The 17910-nt window shown below is 65.8% G+C and carries 14 protein-coding genes; 6 read left to right on the top strand and 8 right to left on the bottom strand.

Annotated elements, in window-relative coordinates:
• The 5 genes from AC1DQR_RS01660 to AC1DQR_RS01680 all read right to left on the bottom strand — a co-directional run bounded on the left by AC1DQR_RS01660 (nucleotide 1) and on the right by AC1DQR_RS01680 (nucleotide 4902).
• The gene (locus AC1DQR_RS01660; protein ID WP_416052496.1) at nucleotides 1-333 is read right to left on the bottom strand and encodes a hypothetical protein; all 333 of its coding nucleotides are present in this window, start codon (nucleotides 331-333) and stop codon (nucleotides 1-3) included.
• Nucleotides 334-601: 268 nt separating this feature from the next.
• On the bottom strand, nucleotides 602-1963 hold the full coding sequence (locus AC1DQR_RS01665) for a GntP family permease (protein WP_477132394.1): 1362 nt from the start codon (nucleotides 1961-1963) through the stop codon (nucleotides 602-604).
• Nucleotides 1964-2079: 116 nt separating this feature from the next.
• Nucleotides 2080-2472 (bottom strand): RidA family protein, encoded by a 393-nt coding sequence (locus AC1DQR_RS01670; RefSeq protein ID WP_006163400.1) that lies wholly within the window; start codon nucleotides 2470-2472, stop codon nucleotides 2080-2082.
• A gap of 40 nt (nucleotides 2473-2512) precedes the next feature.
• Nucleotides 2513-4006 carry an N-acyl-D-amino-acid deacylase family protein gene (locus AC1DQR_RS01675; protein ID WP_477132395.1) on the bottom strand — a complete coding sequence of 498 codons (1494 nt, stop codon included), beginning with the start codon at nucleotides 4004-4006 and terminating at the stop codon, nucleotides 2513-2515.
• A gap of 2 nt (nucleotides 4007-4008) precedes the next feature.
• Nucleotides 4009-4902: a MurR/RpiR family transcriptional regulator gene (locus AC1DQR_RS01680; RefSeq protein WP_150985497.1), complete on the bottom strand. Its 894-nt coding sequence runs from the start codon at nucleotides 4900-4902 to the stop codon at nucleotides 4009-4011.
• A gap of 149 nt (nucleotides 4903-5051) precedes the next feature.
• On the opposite strand from AC1DQR_RS01680, the gene AC1DQR_RS01685 reads away from it, so the two are divergent.
• The 4 genes from AC1DQR_RS01685 (at nucleotide 5052) to AC1DQR_RS01700 (ending at nucleotide 9796) form a co-directional block, all read left to right on the top strand.
• Nucleotides 5052-6320 (top strand): amino acid deaminase, encoded by a 1269-nt coding sequence (locus AC1DQR_RS01685; protein ID WP_416052499.1) that lies wholly within the window; start codon nucleotides 5052-5054, stop codon nucleotides 6318-6320.
• A gap of 76 nt (nucleotides 6321-6396) precedes the next feature.
• Nucleotides 6397-7332, top strand: coding sequence for a sugar kinase (locus tag AC1DQR_RS01690; protein ID WP_416052500.1), 936 nt, complete (start codon nucleotides 6397-6399; stop codon nucleotides 7330-7332).
• 70 nt (nucleotides 7333-7402) lie between these two features.
• Nucleotides 7403-8047: a bifunctional 4-hydroxy-2-oxoglutarate aldolase/2-dehydro-3-deoxy-phosphogluconate aldolase gene (gene eda / locus AC1DQR_RS01695; RefSeq protein WP_174423579.1), complete on the top strand. Its 645-nt coding sequence runs from the start codon at nucleotides 7403-7405 to the stop codon at nucleotides 8045-8047.
• 84 nt (nucleotides 8048-8131) lie between these two features.
• Nucleotides 8132-9796 carry a phospholipase D family protein gene (locus tag AC1DQR_RS01700; protein WP_416052501.1) on the top strand — a complete coding sequence of 555 codons (1665 nt, stop codon included), beginning with the start codon at nucleotides 8132-8134 and terminating at the stop codon, nucleotides 9794-9796.
• Nucleotides 9797-9841: 45 nt separating this feature from the next.
• On the opposite strand, the gene AC1DQR_RS01705 is transcribed toward AC1DQR_RS01700, so the two are convergent.
• The 3 genes from AC1DQR_RS01705 to AC1DQR_RS01715 form a co-directional block, all read right to left on the bottom strand.
• Nucleotides 9842-9973 carry an entericidin A/B family lipoprotein gene (locus AC1DQR_RS01705; protein WP_006163387.1) on the bottom strand — a complete coding sequence of 44 codons (132 nt, stop codon included), beginning with the start codon at nucleotides 9971-9973 and terminating at the stop codon, nucleotides 9842-9844.
• 131 nt (nucleotides 9974-10104) lie between these two features.
• Nucleotides 10105-11439 (bottom strand): EAL domain-containing protein, encoded by a 1335-nt coding sequence (locus AC1DQR_RS01710; protein WP_477132396.1) that lies wholly within the window; start codon nucleotides 11437-11439, stop codon nucleotides 10105-10107.
• A gap of 257 nt (nucleotides 11440-11696) precedes the next feature.
• Complete coding sequence (locus AC1DQR_RS01715; protein ID WP_174427124.1) at nucleotides 11697-13010, bottom strand: hemolysin family protein; 1314 nt, start codon at nucleotides 13008-13010, stop codon at nucleotides 11697-11699.
• A 388-nt stretch (nucleotides 13011-13398) separates the two neighbouring features.
• On the opposite strand from AC1DQR_RS01715, the gene AC1DQR_RS01720 reads away from it, so the two are divergent.
• Both AC1DQR_RS01720 and AC1DQR_RS01725 read left to right on the top strand, forming a co-directional pair.
• Nucleotides 13399-15543 carry a hydantoinase/oxoprolinase family protein gene (locus AC1DQR_RS01720; protein WP_416052503.1) on the top strand — a complete coding sequence of 715 codons (2145 nt, stop codon included), beginning with the start codon at nucleotides 13399-13401 and terminating at the stop codon, nucleotides 15541-15543.
• A gap of 11 nt (nucleotides 15544-15554) precedes the next feature.
• Nucleotides 15555-17879 carry a hydantoinase B/oxoprolinase family protein gene (locus AC1DQR_RS01725; protein WP_477132397.1) on the top strand — a complete coding sequence of 775 codons (2325 nt, stop codon included), beginning with the start codon at nucleotides 15555-15557 and terminating at the stop codon, nucleotides 17877-17879.
• Nucleotides 17880-17910: the final 31 nt, after the last annotated feature.

Genomic DNA, 17910 nt, shown 5'->3' on the forward strand with positions numbered 1-17910 from the left:
CTACTTGGTGGTGGTGGATTCCGCGGCGCGCTTGTCGGCATCGCGCAGGCGCTTGACGGCCTTGCCCAGCAGCCCGCCTTCGCTATCCGATACGGCTTCTTCCAGCGTGGCAAGAGCGGCCCTGATCTGCGTGCCGTGCGCGTTCGAGTACGCCTGGTCTTCGATCAGCGCGTCGGCTTCCTTGCGCACGCGCTTGCCCAGCTTGCGGGCGAACTCGGGATCGAGCTGGCCTTGCGCCGTGGCATTGGCGATGTGGTCGAGCAGGGCGATCAGGCCCGGCGCGGTCGTGGTGGCCGGGACGGCGTCCTCGGTTTTCCTGAGTTTTTTGGGCATGGTTCTTTTCCTCCGGTTGGGGCTCGATTCTAGCGCTAGGGGGAAACCCGGGCCTGCTTCCCAGTATGAAAGATTTGTGACACGTTGTCGGCGCGACGGGTGATGCCCGGTATCTGGCAGCGGCAGGAAAAAACGCGGGGTGCCGATGATTTGCTGCGGTGCACACAATAGCACATTGCGGGGGGCATAAAAAAGGAGGGACACCGCATGTGTCTCCTCCCTTTCAGCGGGCGCCTTGCGGGCACCCGGCCTGATCCTGTTCGGCCGCTCAGACTACCGTGGCAAGCGCCAGGGTCAGAAGCAGCGCGATCACCGAAATGAGCGTTTCGCACACCGACCAGGTCTTGAAGGTCTGCGCGACGGTCATGTTGAAGTACTCCTTGACCAGCCAGAAGCCGCCGTCGTTCACGTGCGACAGGATCAGCGAGCCGGCGCCGGTGGTCAGCACCAGCAGCTCGGGCCGGGTGCCAGGCACGCTGGCGGCGATCGGCGCGACGATGCCGGCAGCCGTGGTCATGGCCACGGTGGCGGAGCCGGTGGCGATCCGGATCAGCACGGCGACCAGCCAGCCCAGCAGCAGCACCGACACATGCGCGCCGGTGGCCACGTCGACGATGGCGTTGGAGATGCCCGAATCGCGCAGCACGCGGCCAAAGCCGCCGCCCGCGCCGACCACCAGCGTGATGATGGCGGTGGGCGCCACGCACTCGTTGGTGAACTTGAGGATGTTTTCCCGGGTGAAGCCGCGGCGCTTGCCGAAGGTGTAGAAGCTCACCAGCGCGGCGATCAGCAGCGCGATCACCGAGTTGCCGATCAGCTTGAGGAAGTCGTTGGCAAAGGTCTTGGGCGTGGTGATGAGGTCGGCCCAGCTGCCGATCAGCATCAGGATCACGGGCAGCAGGATGGTAAACAGCGTGATGCCGAAACCCGGCAGCTCGTGCGAGGCCTTGACGCCTTCGTCCTCCTCGGTGAACTGCGCGGCCAGCGGATTCACATCCGGCAGCGTCACGTAGCGCGTCATCAGCTTGGCGAACAACGGGCCAGCGATAGCCGCCGTGGGAATGCCCACGATCAGCGCGTACAGGATGGTCTTGCCGATATCCGCCTTGTAGGCGGTCACCGCCAGCAGCGCGGCGGGGTGCGGGGGGATCAGGCCGTGCACCACCGAAAGGCCGGCCACCATCGGGATGCCCACCAGCACCATGGAGGTGCCGGTACGCTTGGCCACGTTGAAGGCGATCGGCACCAGCAGCACGAAGCCCACTTCGAAGAACACGGGCAAGCCGACGATAAAGGCGATGGTCACCATGGCCCAGTGCACGTTCTTCTCGCCGAAGGCGTCGATCAGCGTGCGCGCGATGCGCTCGGCGCCGCCGGACTCCGCCATCATCTTGCCGAGCATGGTGCCCAGGCCTACCACCAGCGCGATGTGGCCGAGCGTGCCGCCTACGCCGGCCTCGAACGATTTGACGATGTCGCCCATCGGCATGCCCACGGCAAAGCCGAGCAGTACCGAGACGACTACCAGGGTGATAAAGGGATTGAGCTTGAATTTCGCGATCAGCACGACCAGTGCGATCACCGCGATCAACGCGTAAAGCAAAAGGGTGGTTCCGGTTACGGCGCCCATGTTGTCTCCTTTAAGCGAGGTCCGCCGGGACTCCGGCGGGGCTCCCTCGCGTCCGCTATGAAAAGGGCCGCGCTGGAGGCGGCCGGTTCAGGTTTTCGTGGCTGGCTGGCCCGGGATCAGGCAGCCGGCTTCTTGTAGGCGATGCAATCCACTTCGACCTTGCAGTCCACCACCATGCTCGACTGCACGCAGGCGCGCGCGGGCGGGTTGGCGCCGAAGTATTCCTTGAAGATCTTGTTGAACGACGCGAAGTCGCGCGCGTCGTCCAGCCACACGCCGCAGCGCACGATGTGCTCGGTGCCATAGCCGGCTTCGGCCAGGATGGCCAGCACGTTCTTGATGGCCTGGTGGGTCTGCGCAACGATGCCGCCGTCGATCACCTCGCCGGCCACCATCGGCACCTGGCCTGACACGTAGAGCCAGCCGTCGGCTTGCACGGCACGGGAAAACGGCATGTGCTGGCCGCCGGTGCCGGCGCCACCCTCGACGCCAAATCGTTTGATATCCATGGGGACTCCTGAAGCAGATTGCAAATTGGGAAATGGGTGGTTACTGTGCCGGCGCCGCGCTGGCCCCGGCAGGCTTTGTGCGCGCGAGGAAGCGGCCGGCCCGCGCGCCGGTGGGCTTGCGCCGCTGCCACGACAGCTCGCCGTTGACCCACACGCAAGCGATGCCCTCGGCGGGCTGCATGGGATCGGTGAAGCTGGCCGCGTCGCGGATGGTGGCGGCGTCGAACAGGACCAGGTCGGCCCAATAGCCTTCGCGCACCAGGCCACGCCCGGCCAGGCCGAAGCGCTCGGCCGACAGGCCCGTCATCTTGTTGATCGCGACCGTCAGCGGGAACAGTTCGCGGTCACGGGCGTAGTGGCCCAGCACGCGCGCAAAGGCGCCCCACAGGCGCGGGTGCGGCAGCGGATCGTTGGGCAGGCCATCGGATCCCACTACCGTGGCGGGATGGCTCAGGATGCGGTCCACGTCCGCGTCTTCCATGCAGTGATAGACCGCGCCGGCGGGTTGCAGGCGGCGCGCGGCGTCTTCGAGCCCAAGGTCCCATTCGGCGGCGATATCGGCCAGCAGGCGCCCGCCCATCTCGGGGTGCGGCTCGGACCAGGTCACCATGATGTCGAAATCGCTGGTGACCTGCTTCAGGTCGAGCGTGGAGGAGCTGGCGGTGTAGGGATAGCAATCGCAGCCCACCGGCTGCCAGCGTTGCGCGCGCTCCAGCGCATCCAGCACTTCCCCGCTGCGCCCCCAGTTATCCAGGCCAGCGCACTTCATATGCGAGATCACCACCGGCACGCGCGCATGGCGCCCGATGCGGAAGGCTTCATCCATCGCCTCCAGGATGTCGGCGAACTCGCTGCGCAGGTGGGTGGCATAGAGCGCGCCCGCGTGCGCCAGCGGCTCGGCCAGCGCCAGCACTTCGTCCGTGGTGGCGGCAAAGGCGTTGGCATAAGCCAGGCCGGTGGACAGGCCAATGGCGCCATGGTCGAGCGCTTCTTGCAGCTGTGCGCGCATCGCCGCGATCTCGGCCGGGGTGGCGGTGCGGTCCAGCCGGTCCATGTGGTTGCTGCGCAGCGCCGTATGGCCGACCAGCGCGGCCACGTTCACGGCGGGCCGGGCAGCCTGCACGGCCGCGGCATAGGCGGCGAAGTCCGGGTAGCAAAAGGCGTCGGCGGTGCCCAGCAGGTTCATCGGGTCGGGCGGCTCGCCGCGCAGTGTGACGGGCGCCGCGCTGATGCCGCAGTTGCCGACGATCACCGTGGTGACGCCTTGCGATAGCTTGGGGGTCATCTCGGGCTGGCGAACCACGTTGGTGTCGTCGTGCGTGTGCACGTCGATAAAGCCCGGCGCCAGCACCAGGCCCGCGCCTTGCACCACATGCGCGGCGAGGCCGGGATCGATGGCATCGGCGCCATCCTCCAGCATGGCGATGCGCGCGATGCGCCCGGCGCGCAGCGCCACGTCGGCTGCGCGCGCCTCGGCGCCGGAGCCGTCGAGCAGGGTTACGCCGCGGATGAGGGTATCGAACAGTTCAGGCATGGTCAGTCTCCGAGCGGCTGGCGGCTATCGGTGGCGCCAGTGCCGCGGTGCGCGTCGAGCACGTACTTGAGCCGGCGCAGGTTGTCCTGGCTCTGGTCTTGCTGCAGCAGGGCGAGCTGGGTGGCCAGCACGTCCATGACCAGCAGCATCGCGTAGCGCGAGGCCGAGGGCTTGAAAATAAAATCCGTTTCCAGCGTGCGCACCGGCAGCAGCACGTCCGCGCGCGCCGCCAGCGGCGAGCCCAGCGCGGTCACGGCCACCAGTTTCGCGCCGTATTCGCGGGCGATATCGCAACTGGCCAGCATCTCGGGCACGTTGCCCGTGGCGGAGAACGCAAGCACGACATCGTCCTTGTGCAAGGTGGCTGCCACCATCTTCTGCAGCAGCGCGTCCTGGTAGCTGGCCACGGGACGGCCCAGGCGGGCCAGCCGGTAACGCGCTTCGTCGGCCATGAAGGACGAGCCGCCACCCATGCCAAAAGCGTAGACCATGCGCGCCTCCAGCAACAGGCGCGCCGCACGCTCCATATGGTCGGGATCGATCAGCTTGCGATTGACCTCAAGAGAGTCCAGGATATCCGCATGAATGCTGTCGGCCAGCGTGGCAGGGGACGGCTCCGCCGCGCGGGCGACCTCCGCCTGCAGGAAGCGCTGGCCCACGGCCGTGGCTTGCGCCAGGCGCAGCTTGAGGTCGCGCACGTCGCGGCAGCCGATGGCCTTGGCAAAACGGGTCACGCTGGCTTCGCTCACCCCGGCCTGCCGCGCCAGCTCGTTGATGCTGGTGGCGGCGGCGCCCGCCAGGTCCTGCAGGATCACTTGGGCGACCTTCTGCTCGGCCAGGCGCAGCGTGGGGCCACGCTCGGCGATGCGGGTCAGGATGTCGAAGGGCGCGGACATGGTTGGCGGGTCAATGGTGGGGGCGAGCCGTCCCGGGGGCGCGATGTCGCCTCGGAGCCAGCTTTGAATGTTACTTTATAACAAGGGTGAAATATCGTAATTTCAAGGCTATCATTACGTCAATCGGAATTTTGCAGGATGATGACAGCATGCGTGAAATAAAGTACCAAACCGGCACGATCGATCCGCTCAACAAGGCGCTGGGCAAGCTCGACGCCCCGCTGGCGCCCGATGCGGCCGGCCAGGTGGGCTGGCAATTGCTGGCGGAAGACCTCAGCCTGCCAGCCGCTGTGCTGTATGAAGAGCGCCTTGCGCATAACCTGGATTGGATGCGCCGCTTCATGGGTGAGTATGGTGTGCAGTTGGCGCCGCATGGTAAAACCACCATGGCACCTAAGCTGTTCGCGCGCCAGCTGGCCGCTGGCGCCTGGGGTATCACGCTGGCCACCGCGCACCAGACTGCCGCCGCGTACGCGCACGGCGTGCGGCGCGTCTTGATGGCCAACCAGCTGGTGGGCCGGCGCAATATGGAAATCGTGGCCGACCTGCTGCGCGATCCGGATTTCGAGTTCTTTACGCTGGTGGATTCGGCTGCGCTGGTGGACCAGCTGGGCAAGTATTTCAGCGCACGCGGCCAGAAGCTGCAGGTGCTGCTGGAACTGGGCGTGCCAGGCGGGCGCACCGGCGTGCGCGGTGCGCAGCAGCAAGAAGCGGTGCTGGCGGCGCTGGCGCGCTGGCCCGGCGTGCTGTCGCTGGCCGGCGTGGAAATCTACGAGGGTGTGCTCCAGGAAGAGGCCGATATCCGCGACTTCCTGCGGCGCACCGTGGCGGTGACGCGCGAGCTGTTCGCGGCAGGCCGCTTTGGCCGCAGCCCGGTGATGATGTCCGGCGCGGGCTCGGCCTGGTACGACGTGGTGGCGGAGGAGTTCGCCCGCACCGACATCGGCGCGCCGATCGACATCGTGCTGCGCCCGGGCTGCTACCTCACGCACGACGTGGGCATCTACCGCGCCGCGCAAAAGCGCATTCTGGCCAGCAATCCGGTCGCGCAGAAGATGCGCGAGGGCCTGTTGCCGGCCTTGCAGTTGTGGGCCTATGTGCAGTCGATTCCCGAGCCGGAGCGCGCCATCATTGGCATGGGCAAGCGCGACGCCGCCTTCGATGCGGGCATGCCGATCCCGGCGCAGGTCTACCGGCCCGGTGCAAGCGCGCCGGTGGCGGTGCCTGCGCATTGGGAGGTGACGGGCATGATGGACCAGCACGCTTATCTGGCGATCCGCCCCGGCGACGATGTCCAGGTCGGAGACATGGTGGCCTTTGATATTTCCCATCCCTGTCTTACCTTCGACAAGTGGCGCCACATTCCGGTGCTCGACGGCGACCTGCGCGTGATCGACCTTGTGCAGACGTTCTTCTGAACGGCCGCACGCAGCAGCAAAGACAGCGATAACAGCAACGACAGCAACGACAGCTACATCAGGGGACGCTTGCACCATGAGCATCGATATTCTCGCCTTCGGCGAAGCGCTGGTTGAGTTCAACCAGCAGCCCGACGATCCCGCCCGCTACCTGCAGGGCTTTGGCGGCGACACTTCCAATTTCTGCATCGCCGCGGCGCGCCAGGGCGCCCGCGCCGGCTATATCAGCGCGGTGGGCGAGGACACCTTCGGCGAGCGGCTGCTGGCGCTGTGGACGCAGGAGCGGGTGGATACCCGCCACGTGCGCATCGACGCGGGCGCGCCCACCGGCGTGTACTTCGTCACCCACGACGCGCACGGGCACCGTTTTGACTACCTGCGCAGCGGCTCGGCGGCCAGCCACTACAGCCACGAGAACCTGCCGCACCACGCCATTGCCGAAGCGCGCTACCTGCATGTGTCAGGCATCAGCCTGGCCATCAGCACCAGTGCCTGCGATGCCGGTCTGGCGGCAATGGAACATGCGCGCAAGGCCGGTTGCCAGGTCACGCTCGACACCAACCTGCGCCTGCGGCTGTGGACCCTGGCGCGCGCGCGCGGCATCATGCGCGAGGCCTTCGCGCTGACCGATGTATGCCTGCCGAGCTGGGACGACATCACCGTGCTGACGGGCCTCGATGACCGCGACGCCATCGTCGACTACCTGCTGGGATGCGGCATCGGGCTGGTCGCGCTGAAGCTGGGCGAGGAGGGCGCGTACGTGGCCACGCCCGAGGCGCGCACGCTTGTGCCGCCGTACACGGTGCGCCCGGTGGATGCTACCGGGGCCGGCGATTGCTTCGGAGGCAGCTTTGTCGCGCGCCTTGCCGCCGGCGACGATCCGTTCGACGCTGCGCGCTACGCCAATGTGGCGGCCGCGCTGTCCACCACTGGCTATGGCGCGGTAGCGCCGATCCCATCCACCGAAACCGTGCTGGCGCGAATGGCGCAGTCGGTTTCCGTGATCGCCTGATTCCCAAGCCATCAAGCCCTAGCTCTAAGCTCTAAGCTCAATCGTCCGACCTGACCGAAGATCCACTGCCATGCAAACCCAATCTCCCTCGCTGATCGAACGCCTCGTTAACGTGCCGGTGATCCCGGTGCTCGAGTTCTCCTCCGTGGACGAAGCCCTGCATGTGTCCGAAGCCTTGATCGGCGGCGGCCTGCCGGTGCTGGAGATCACGCTGCGCACGCCGGTGGCGCTGGACGCCATCAAGGCGGTGGCGGCAGCTTTCCCGCAAGCCTGCGTAGGCGCGGGCACGGTGTTGACGGCGGCCGACCTGAAGGCCGTGAGCGAGGCCGGCGCGCAGTTCGCGGTCTCACCCGGGCTCACGCCGGCGCTGGCCGTAGCCGCGCAGGGTGCGGGCGTGGCGCTATTGCCTGGCGTAGCCACCGCCAGCGAGGCGATGGCCGCGATGGAAGCCGGTTTCAAGTTCCTGAAGTTCTTTCCGGCGGAAGCGTCGGGCGGCGTGCCGATGCTCAAGTCGCTTTACGGGCCGTTCGCGCAACTGCGCTTCTGCCCGACGGGCGGCATCGACCTTGCCCGCGCGCCGACCTATCTCGCGCTGCCCAATGTGGTCTGCGTTGGCGGATCCTGGGTGGTGCCCAAGGATGCGGTGGCCAAGGGCGACTGGGCGCGGGTGCGCACACTGGCGCAGGAGGCTGCTGCGCTGCGCAAGTCCGCCTGAAGCCCCCAAGGCGTCGGACAAAGGCGGATAGCGGGCCGCCGCGCCAGGTTATAAGCTTGGCATATCCCGACTGCTGGAGGCAGCATGGCTGTGCAACTGGCGGGTCCGGCCCCGGGTGGCATGGCAGCTTCCCGCCGCCGCGGGGCGATACTGGCCCAGCGGCTTGGCCGCGTGTTGATTTGCGCGTGCGTCCTGTTTGCCGAGGGTTGCGCCAGCCTGCCCAAGGAAGCGCCGCGCGAGCAGAGCGCAGCCTTGGCAGATCCGGCGACCACCGCCCTCGGGCGGCTGGTTGCGCAGAGCTCGCCCGATCAGGCGCTGTCCGGCTTTCACGTGATCGCCTCTGGCGAAGAAGCCTACGGCACGCTGATTTCGCTGGCCGACCATGCCACGCGCACCCTGGATCTCCAGTACTACGTCATCGAGGCCGACGAATCATCCCGCGAGATCTTGCGGCACGTGCGGGCGGCGGCCGAGCGGGGCGTGCGCGTGCGCGTGCTGGTGGACGACCTGCATAGCGACGGCAAGGATCGCGCCTTCCTGCGCTTCGCGGGCCATCGCAATATCGAAGTACGCATGTTCAACCCGTTTCCTGCGGGGCGATTCTCCAAGCTGACGCGCATGCTCTCGTCCGCCACCGATGTCCGCCGGCTCAACCGCCGCATGCACAACAAGGCCTTTATCGCCGACAACGCGCTGGCCATGACAGGGGGGCGCAATATCGGCAACGCCTATTTCCTGCGCGCTCCCGACACAAATTTCGTCGACCTGGACGTGATCGCTGCCGGTCCCGCGGTACGTCGGCTGTCCGCCGCATTCGACCGGTACTGGAACAACCCGCTGGCCGTGCCGGTAGAAGTCCTGGCAACCCCGGCGGAGGCGGTGGACGCGGCGTCCGCCTCCGGCGCTAGCGCGGCGCGGCCCGAGCAGGCCCTCGTCGACACGCAGACGGATAGCAAGCGCATCGAAGCACTGGGCATGACGCCTCCCGGCAAGATCGATGCACGGGAGAGCTTCCTGGGCCGCCAGTTCACCGCCGGCGGCAAGCTGGCTCTCGAATGGGCTTCGGCAAGCGTGATGGTCGACGCGCCGAGCAAAGCCGCGCCGGACCAGGCGCCGGCCGCCGGCGAGACCATGAGCGAGGAACTGGGGCACATGCTGAGCGGGGCGAGCCAGGAGGTCATCCTGATCTCGCCCTATTTCATCCCGGGCGACCGCGGCGTCGCGTGGATGGCGGGTCTGGTCAAGCGGGGCGTCAAGGTGCGGGTCTTGACGAACTCACTGGCTGCCACCGATGCGCCCATCGTCCATGTGGGCTACCGGCGCTATCGGCCCGACCTGCTGCGCGCGGGGGTGGAGCTGCATGAGCTCAAGTCGCGCCCCGGCCGGCCGCAGCAGATCATCGGGGATTACACGTCTTCGCAGGCTAGCCTGCATGTGAAGGCGGCCGTCGCCGACCGGACCAACCTGTTCGTGGGATCGATGAACTTCGATCCACGCTCGGCCAGCCAAAACACGGAGACGGGTCTGATCATCCATAGCGCCAAGCTCGCGCAGCAAGTCGCGCAGTTGTTCGCCGGGGCGATCGACGACAACAGCTACCTGCTGCGCTTGTCCGATCAGGGCGCGGTGCAGTGGGTGGATGGCAAGGGGGATAAGGCCGTGGTGTTCGATACCGAGCCGGATACAAGCTGGCAGAAGCGCTTGTGGATCGACGTACTCGCGCCGTTCACGCCTGAGCAGTTGTTGTGATGCCGCGGAGCGCCATGCCTGGCGCTCCGGTGCCGTCAGCGCATCTTACTTGCTGCGATCGGCTGCGCCTTCAAGCTTTTGGCCACCCTTTTGTATATCCTGGCCCAGGCCGGCCATGGTGTTGCAGCCAGCCAGCAGGGTGGCAAACAGAACGCAGAAGATCCATCCTTTTTTCACGCCAGACTCCTTTCGGTCATTGAATTCGCCGCAATTTTACCGTTGCCGCGGGACTCTATTGAAGCACGATGCGTGCCATTTTGTAACCGATCGTGCCAAGACTGTGACGCGGCGCAGGCACGCGCTGCGCCCTAGGTCAGCAATTCACGCGCGCGTGCGCAGATCGCAGCATGTGTCTGCGCCAGCCAGTGCGCCGGGAAGGGCTGCGCCAGCAAGTATCCCTGTATGGCGCAGCAGCCCCAACGTCGCACTTCGGCCAGTTGGTGCCGTGTTTCGATGCCTTTGGCACAGACTGGCAGGCCAAGGCGCAGCGCCTGCTCGCAGGCGGCTTGCAGCCGGGCGGCGGCGCCGGCCTGCCCTGGCTGCTCGCTGCTGCCGATGCAGCGCGCGTTGAACGTCAGTAAATCGGGCTGCAGGCGCTCCAGCGTTGACGCGCCGCCGGGCGCGTCGGCAAAGTCGCTCAGGGCAAACCGCAGGCCCGCGCCGCGCAACGTGGCGAGCTTGGCCGCGGCAACGTGGTCGCCGGCCAGCAATGCCTCGCCGGGAATCTCGAGACAGATCCTCGCCGGGTCGAGCTTGCGTGCCGCCAGGGTGCGCAACAAGGTGTCGATCAGCGGGGTGCCGTGCAACTGGGCGCTGGAAACCAGCAACGACAGCTCCACCGGATCGGCGACGCCCGGGCAGTCCAGCAAGGGCAAGGCGTTTTCCATCAGCCAGCGTGCCACCTCGTCCATCATGCCAAGAGATTCCAGCGCGGGCAGGAAGTCTTGCGGCGCGACACGCCCCAACTCGGGACTCTGCCAGCGCAGACGGGCCGTGTAGCCAGTCACGCAACCGGTGGCCAGCGATGCCCTTGCCTGCAGGTTCAGCGCGATCTGCCCGCGCGCCAAGGCGAAAGGCAGGGCGGCCAGGAGCGGCGTAAAAAGTGATGCAGGGGTGGCAATGCCGCCGGCAACGCCATCGCCGCCGCGTTTGCGCACGTGCAGCATCGCGTCATAGGCCTCATGGAGGCTGCGCTCCGCGGGCTTGTCGGGTTCGTCCAGCGCCACGCCAATGCTGCTGGACAGGAACAGCTCGAACCCGTTCTGCACGAACGGCCGCGCCAGGCCTGTGGCCACGGCGCGCGCCAGGCGCATCGCCGCTTCCATGGGATCGGCCGCCGACAGTGGCTGCGGAGGCAGCGGCACGACCGCACCGATATCAGCCTGGCCTAGCCAGTTCACTTCGGCCGCCTGGGCCAGCGCGGCTACGCGCGCCGCCGCCTGCGCGCGCAGCCGCGTCGATAGCGCTGCACCAAGTGTTTCGCTAGCGTAGGTAAAGCGATCAAGGTGGATCACCAGCACCGCGAAGCGCCGCTGTGTGGCGAGCGGCATCTGCCGCCGCGCCATCAAGGCAGCCACGAAGTCGCATTTTTCTTGAGGGTCCACCTCCGGCGAGCGGACGGCATCGTCTGCGTCTGGATGCATTGGGGGTCCCTGTGGGCAGCACGATTTCGCCGCACGGTGGCATGAGCGCAGCCCGCCAGAGCTCTGGCCGCGGCAACCGCCGCGCCATTGGCACGCCGGCTCGGGGATCTGGCCCTCGAGCCGGCGTCACGGATGGCACGGCACAGTGGCGATCATACGGCAGAGCAGGCGCGGCCCGAAGCGTGGCGGGCACAGGGATAGTGCGGATTCGCCGGAGCTTGACGGAGGTCAAGTTTCGGCGGCAGGCGGGTCTGGGGTCAGCCGGTGGTCTCGGCGTCGGCGCCGTCGTCGGGCAGCACGCGCGACGCCAGTACCTTGTCGATGCGCTTGCCGTCCATGTCCACGATCTCGAACTTCCAGTCGCCCCAGCGCACGGTGTCGGTGGTCTGCGGAAGGCGGCCCAACAACAGAAGCAACATGCCGGACAGCGTGTGGTAACGCTCCTTGTCCTCTTCCGGCACCTGGCGCAGGCCAATGCGGTCTTTCAGTTCGGGGATGGGAATGAGGCCATCGAGCAGCCAGGAACCGTCCTCGCGCTGCACGGCCCATTCCTCGCCCACGCCATCCTGCTTGAATTCGCCGGTGATGGCCTCGATCAGGTCCTGCAGCGTCACCAGGCCTAGCACCTCGCCGTATTCGTCGATGACAAAGGCGATCTGGCCGCCGGAAATGCGGAAATTCTCCAGCAGTTCCATGCCGGTCACGCTCTCCGGCACGAACACGGGAGGCTGCGCCACGGTGGCGAGGTCGGTCGGCTCGCCGCGCAGGCGGCGCGCCAGCAACTGGCGGGCGCTCACCACGCCCAGCATGTCGTGCATGCCGCCGCGCACCACCGGGAAGCGCGAGTGATCGGACTCCTCGATGCGGCGCAGGTTTTCTTCCAGCGGGACTTCCACGTCCAGGCAGACCACATCGCCGCGCGGCACCATCAGCGAGGTGAGCTGTCGGTCATCCAGGCGGAACACATTACGCACCATGGTGTGCTCGTGCTGCTCGATGACGCCGGCTTCCGAGCCTTCCACCAGGAGGGCATGGATCTCTTCTTCGGTCACCGCCGGGCCGCGCCCGCTTTTCACGCCAAGCATGCGCAGCACCAGCCGGGTTGAGCTGGATAGCAGCTTGACGAACGGGGTGGAGGCCAGCGCCAGGAAGGAAATCGGGCGCGAGACCAGGCGCGCGATGGTTTCGGGGGCCATCTGGCCGAGGCGCTTGGGTACCAGCTCACCCAGCACAATGGAGAAATAGGTCAGGCCGGCCACCACAATGGTGGTCGCCACCCAGCCGGCGGTCGAGGCCTGCATGCCAAAGCCCTGCAGCCAGACGCCTAGCGGCTGCGCCAGGGTGGATTCGCCAACGACGCCGTTCAGCACGCCAATGGAGGTAATGCCGATCTGGACGGTAGACAGAAATCGGGTGGGATCCTCGCCCAGCTTGATCGCTTCGATCGCGCCGCGGTCGCCTTCTTCGATGCGCCGCTGCAGGCGGGCCTTGCGGGCTGTCATCAAGGCGATTTCGGACATCGCGAACAGGCCGTTGATCAGGATCAGCGCCAGTAATATGGCAATTTCCATCAGGGTGCGCGCCCTGTGCGCGCAGGAGTTATCGAGGCCCAAAGCATAACATTGCTGTGTGTCAGGGCCGCTGCGGCCTTGCCTGGATTGCCGTGTCCATCCCCCTTGCGGCACGTTGCGCTGACCGAGCCGTCACCTGGGCGCAGCGTGAAAACCGAACGGTGCCCCCGTTCGAAAACACGACGTTCGAGACGGTGCAAGTCGCTTCCCGCTCTGGCCTTTGCTCGAGGTTATTCGCTATCTCATTGATATAAAACAAAAAATACTTTTCTCCAGCAGTTGGCATAGCCGTTGCGTTACTGCCACCGAACCACCGTGCCATGCGGTGAGTTTGGCAACGGCGCTGCCTGGCAGCCGCCGTGAACGCTGACAAAGCAAGGAGACAAGTATGGAAGTGCAATCACAAGTCCAGGTGATGGGCATCGATGCCGGCGGCACGATGACCGACACCTTCTTTGTGCGCGGCGACGGGCGGTTTGTCGTCGGCAAGGCGCAAAGCAACCCGGAAGACGAATCCCTGGCCATCTTCAACTCCTCGGAGGACGCGCTTGCGCACTGGCAGCGCGGGGTTGACGACGTGTACCCCGAACTGCTGACCTGCGTGTACTCGGGCACCGCGATGCTCAACCGCGTCGTGCAGCGCAAGGGGCTGGACGTGGGCCTGATGGTCAACAAAGGCTTCGAGCACGTCCATTCGATGGGGCGGGCCATCCAGAGCTACCTGGGCTACGCGCTGGAGGAGCGCATCCATCTCAACACGCACCGCTACGACGAACCGCTGGTGCCCCTGTCGCGTACCCGCGGCGTGACCGAACGCACAGACGTGCAGGGAGAAATCGTGATCCCGCTGCGCGAAAATGAAGTGCGTCAGGCGACGCGCGAGTTGGTGGCGGCCGGGTCCAAGGCCGTCGTGATCTGCTTCCTGCAATCGCACAAGAACGGCACCAGCGAGCAGCAGGCCCGAGATATCACGCGTGACGAGCTCAAAAAGCTCGGTGCCGATATCCCGGTGTTCGCCTCGGTGGACTATTACCCGCAGCGCAAGGAAAGCCACCGGATGAACACCACGGTGCTGGAGGCATACGCGGCCGAGCCCTCGCGGCAGACGCTGAAAAAGGTCAGCGACCGTTTCAGGAAGCACGGTGCCAAGTTCGACCTGCGGGTGATGGCCACCCACGGCGGCACCATCAGTTGGAAGGCCAAGGAACTGGCGCGCACCATCGTCTCCGGGCCGATCGGCGGCGTGATCGGGTCCAAGCTGCTGGGCGAGACCCTGGGCTACGACAATATCGCCTGTTCCGACATCGGCGGCACCTCGTTCGACATGGCGCTCATCACCAAGGGCAACTTCGCCATCGCCGCCGATCCCGACATGGCGCGGCTGGTGCTGTCCTTGCCGCTGGTGACGATGGACTCGGTGGGCGCCGGCGCCGGCAGCTTTGTGCGGCTTGATCCCTATAGCGGCGCCATCAAGCTCGGCCCGGACAGCGCGGGCTACCGGGTCGGTACGTGCTGGCCGGAAAGCGGGCTGGACACTGTGTCGGTCTCGGATTGCCACGTGGTGCTGGGCTACCTCAATCCTGACAACTTCCTTGGCGGCGCGATCCGGCTGGATGTGGAGCGGGCGCGCCAGCATATCAAGGCACAGATCGCCGATCCGCTGGGTTTGTCGGTAGAGGACGCCGCGGCCGGCGTGATCGAACTGCTCGACCTGCAATTGCGCGAGTACCTGCGTTCTAACGTAAGTGCCAAGGGCTATAACCCGACCGAGTTCGTCTGCTTCTCCTACGGCGGTGCCGGGCCTGTCCATACTTATGGCTACACCGAAGGGCTGGGCTTCAAGGATGTGATCGTGCCGGCTTGGGCGGCGGGCTTCTCGGCGTTTGGCTGTGCTTGCGCGGACTTCGAGTACCGCTATGACAAGAGCGTTGACCTGGCGCTGCCACAGGATGCTGCGCAGGAGGACAAGGCCCGGGCGGCCCAGACCATCCAGAAGGCGTGGTCGGACCTGGCCGCCAAGGTGATCGAGGAGTTCAAGATCAACGGCTTCAGGGCTGAAGACGTGATCCTGCGGCCCGGCTACCGCATGCAATACATGGGCCAGCTTAACGACCTGGAAATCAGCTCCCCGATCGTCAATGCCGCCACGGCGGGCGATTGGGACCAGATCGTCGATGCCTTCGAGGAAACCTACGGCCGCGTGTACGCCAGTTCGGCGCGCTCGCCCGAGCTGGGTTTCTCCGTTACTGGCGCCATCATGCGCGGCATGGTGATTACCCAGAAGCCGGTGCTGCCGGAAGACCCGGAAGGCGGGCCGAAGCCGCCCGCGCAAGCACGGCTGGGAACGCGTCCGCTGTATCGCCAGAAGCAGTGGCACGACGCGGTGCTGTGGAAGATGGAAGCGCTGCTGCCCGGCAACATCATCACCGGGCCGGCCATCATCGAGTCGGACGCCACCACCTTCGTCGTGCCCGAGGGCTTTGCCACCACGCTCGACAAGCATCACCTCTTCCACCTCAAAGAAGTGAAGTAAGGAGACACGCCATGAACATGATGTCCAGCAAGGAAGTCGGGCTCGCAGACCTGCTCAAGACCGGCGAGACGCTCAAGCAGTTCCGCGACGCCATTCTCGAACGCACCGCCGAGACCGGCCATTACAACGGGCTCACGCGCCTCGCATTTCGCGAGCGGGACCCGATCCGCTACGAAAAGCTCTTCTCCAAGCTGCGCGGCGGCCTGGTGCATGCACGCGAAACCGCCAAGAAGATCGCCGCCAGCCCGATCGTCGAGCAGGAGGGCGAACTGTGCTTCACGCTCTACAACGCCGCGGGCGATTGCGTGCTGACCTCGACCGGGATCATCATCCACGTCGGCACGATGGGGGCCGCGATCAAGTACATGATCGAGAACGGCTGGGAGACCAATCCCGGCATCCATCCCGGGGACATGTTTACCAACAATGATTGCGCGATCGGCAATGTCCATCCCTGCGATATCGCCACCATCGTGCCGATTTTCGCGCATGGCAAGCTGGTGGGCTGGGTGGGAGGCGTGACCCACGTGATCGACACCGGCGCGGTGACGCCCGGATCGATGTCCACCGGGCAGGTGCAGCGCTTTGGCGACGGCTACATGATCACCTGCCGCAAGACCGGGGTGAACGACACCCCGCTGCGCGACTGGCTGCATGAAAGCCAGCGCTCGGTACGCACGCCGAAGTACTGGATTCTCGACGAGCGAACCCGCATCGCCGGCTGCCACATGATCCGCGACCTGATCGAGGAAGTGATCGAGGACGAAGGGCTGCAAGCCTACGAAGAGTTCTCCTACGAGGTGATCGAGGAAGGGCGCCGCGGCCTGCAGACGCGCATCAAGGCGATGACGCTGCCGGGCAAGTACCGCAAGGTGGCGTTTGTCGACGTGCCGTACAACCACCCGGATGTGCAGACCTCGTCGGCCTTCGCCAAGCTCGATTCGATCATGCACTCGCCGGTGGAAATGGAAATCCGCAAGGATGGATCGTGGCGCCTGGATTTCGAGGGCGCGAGCCGCTGGGGCTGGCATTCCTACAACGCGCATCACGTGGCCTTTACCAGCGGCATCTGGGTGATGATGACGCAAACGCTGGTGCCCACGCAGCGCATTAACGATGGCGCCTACTTCGGCACGGAATTCCATCTGCCCAAGGGCACCTGGATGAATCCGGATGATCGCCGCACCGGCCATGCCTACGCCTGGCACTTCCTGGTCTCGGGCTGGAGCGCGATGTGGCGCGGCCTGTCGCAGGCCTACTTCAGCCGCGGCTACCTGGAAGAGGTCAATGCCGGCAACGCCAACACCTCAAACTGGCTGCAGGGCGGTGGCATCAACCAGGAGGGCGAGATCCACGCGGTCAACAGCTTCGAGGCTTCGTCGTGCGGCACCGGCGCCAGCGCCATCAAGGACGGTCTCAACCATGCCGCGGCGATCTGGAACCCAGAAGGCGATATGGGCGATATCGAGATATGGGAAATGGCCGAGCCCCTGCTTTACCTGGGGCGCAACGCCAAGGCCAATTCCGGCGGCTATGGCAAATACCGGGGCGGCTGCGGCTTCGAGACGCTGCGCATGGTGTGGAAAGCGCAGGACTGGACCATGTTCTTCATGGGCAACGGCTATATGAACAGCGACTGGGGCCTGATGGGCGGCTATCCGGCCGCCACCGGCTACCGCTTCGAAGCCCACAAGACCGGCCTGAAGGAGCGCATCGCCGGCGGCGACAGCCTGCCCCTTGGTGGCGATGCCAATCCGGACCTGCCGGACTACGAGAACCACCTCAACGCCGGCGCGGTCGTCAAGCGCGACCAGCAGTGCATGACGACCGAGGACTGCTACGACAACTACGATTTGTACCTGAACTATCTGCGTGGCGGCCCGGGCTTTGGCGACCCGCTCGACCGCGAGGTCGAGGCCATCGAGCGGGACCTGAACAACGCCTTGCTGCTGCCCGAATATGCGCAGAAGGTATATGGCGCGGTCGCGACCAAGGACGGCAATGGGATATGGACGGTGGATGCCAAGGCGACCGCGTTGCTGCGTATCGAGATCCGCAACCAGCGCCTGGCGCGCTCGCAGCCTGTCCAGGAATGGATGAAGGGCGAGCGCGAGCGGATTCTGGTCAAGCATGCCTCGATCCAGGTGCGGCACATGTTTGCCACCAGCTTTGGCCTTTCGAACAAGTTCGAGCAGCAGTTTCGCACGTTCTGGGGGCTGCCGGACTCGTGGACCTTGACCGAGGACGAGCTGGACGTGCCGACCTATGGCTCGAAGTACCGCATGGACCTGTCCAAGATGCCCGACGTCAACACGGTGGTGCTGGTCGAAGAGTAAGGCCCGGGCGGCACCAACCAATGCACACATT

The sequence above is a fragment of the Cupriavidus sp. 05L411 genome, from assembly GCF_056398045.1.

What these genes read in the sequence shown, in the direction of transcription:
- AC1DQR_RS01660 (WP_416052496.1), bottom strand. Translation starts at nt 333, where the DNA reads ATGCCCAAAAAACTCAGGAAAACCGAGGACGCCGTCCCGGCCACCACG.
- AC1DQR_RS01665 (WP_477132394.1), bottom strand. Translation starts at nt 1,963, where the DNA reads ATGGGCGCCGTAACCGGAACCACCCTTTTGCTTTACGCGTTGATCGCG.
- AC1DQR_RS01670 (WP_006163400.1), bottom strand. Translation starts at nt 2,472, where the DNA reads ATGGATATCAAACGATTTGGCGTCGAGGGTGGCGCCGGCACCGGCGGC.
- AC1DQR_RS01675 (WP_477132395.1), bottom strand. Translation starts at nt 4,006, where the DNA reads ATGCCTGAACTGTTCGATACCCTCATCCGCGGCGTAACCCTGCTCGAC.
- AC1DQR_RS01680 (WP_150985497.1), bottom strand. Translation starts at nt 4,902, where the DNA reads ATGTCCGCGCCCTTCGACATCCTGACCCGCATCGCCGAGCGTGGCCCC.
- AC1DQR_RS01685 (WP_416052499.1), top strand. Translation starts at nt 5,052, where the DNA reads ATGCGTGAAATAAAGTACCAAACCGGCACGATCGATCCGCTCAACAAG.
- AC1DQR_RS01690 (WP_416052500.1), top strand. Translation starts at nt 6,397, where the DNA reads ATGAGCATCGATATTCTCGCCTTCGGCGAAGCGCTGGTTGAGTTCAAC.
- eda (WP_174423579.1), top strand. Translation starts at nt 7,403, where the DNA reads ATGCAAACCCAATCTCCCTCGCTGATCGAACGCCTCGTTAACGTGCCG.
- AC1DQR_RS01700 (WP_416052501.1), top strand. Translation starts at nt 8,132, where the DNA reads ATGGCTGTGCAACTGGCGGGTCCGGCCCCGGGTGGCATGGCAGCTTCC.
- AC1DQR_RS01710 (WP_477132396.1), bottom strand. Translation starts at nt 11,439, where the DNA reads ATGCATCCAGACGCAGACGATGCCGTCCGCTCGCCGGAGGTGGACCCT.
- AC1DQR_RS01715 (WP_174427124.1), bottom strand. Translation starts at nt 13,010, where the DNA reads ATGGAAATTGCCATATTACTGGCGCTGATCCTGATCAACGGCCTGTTC.
- AC1DQR_RS01720 (WP_416052503.1), top strand. Translation starts at nt 13,399, where the DNA reads ATGGAAGTGCAATCACAAGTCCAGGTGATGGGCATCGATGCCGGCGGC.
- AC1DQR_RS01725 (WP_477132397.1), top strand. Translation starts at nt 15,555, where the DNA reads ATGAACATGATGTCCAGCAAGGAAGTCGGGCTCGCAGACCTGCTCAAG.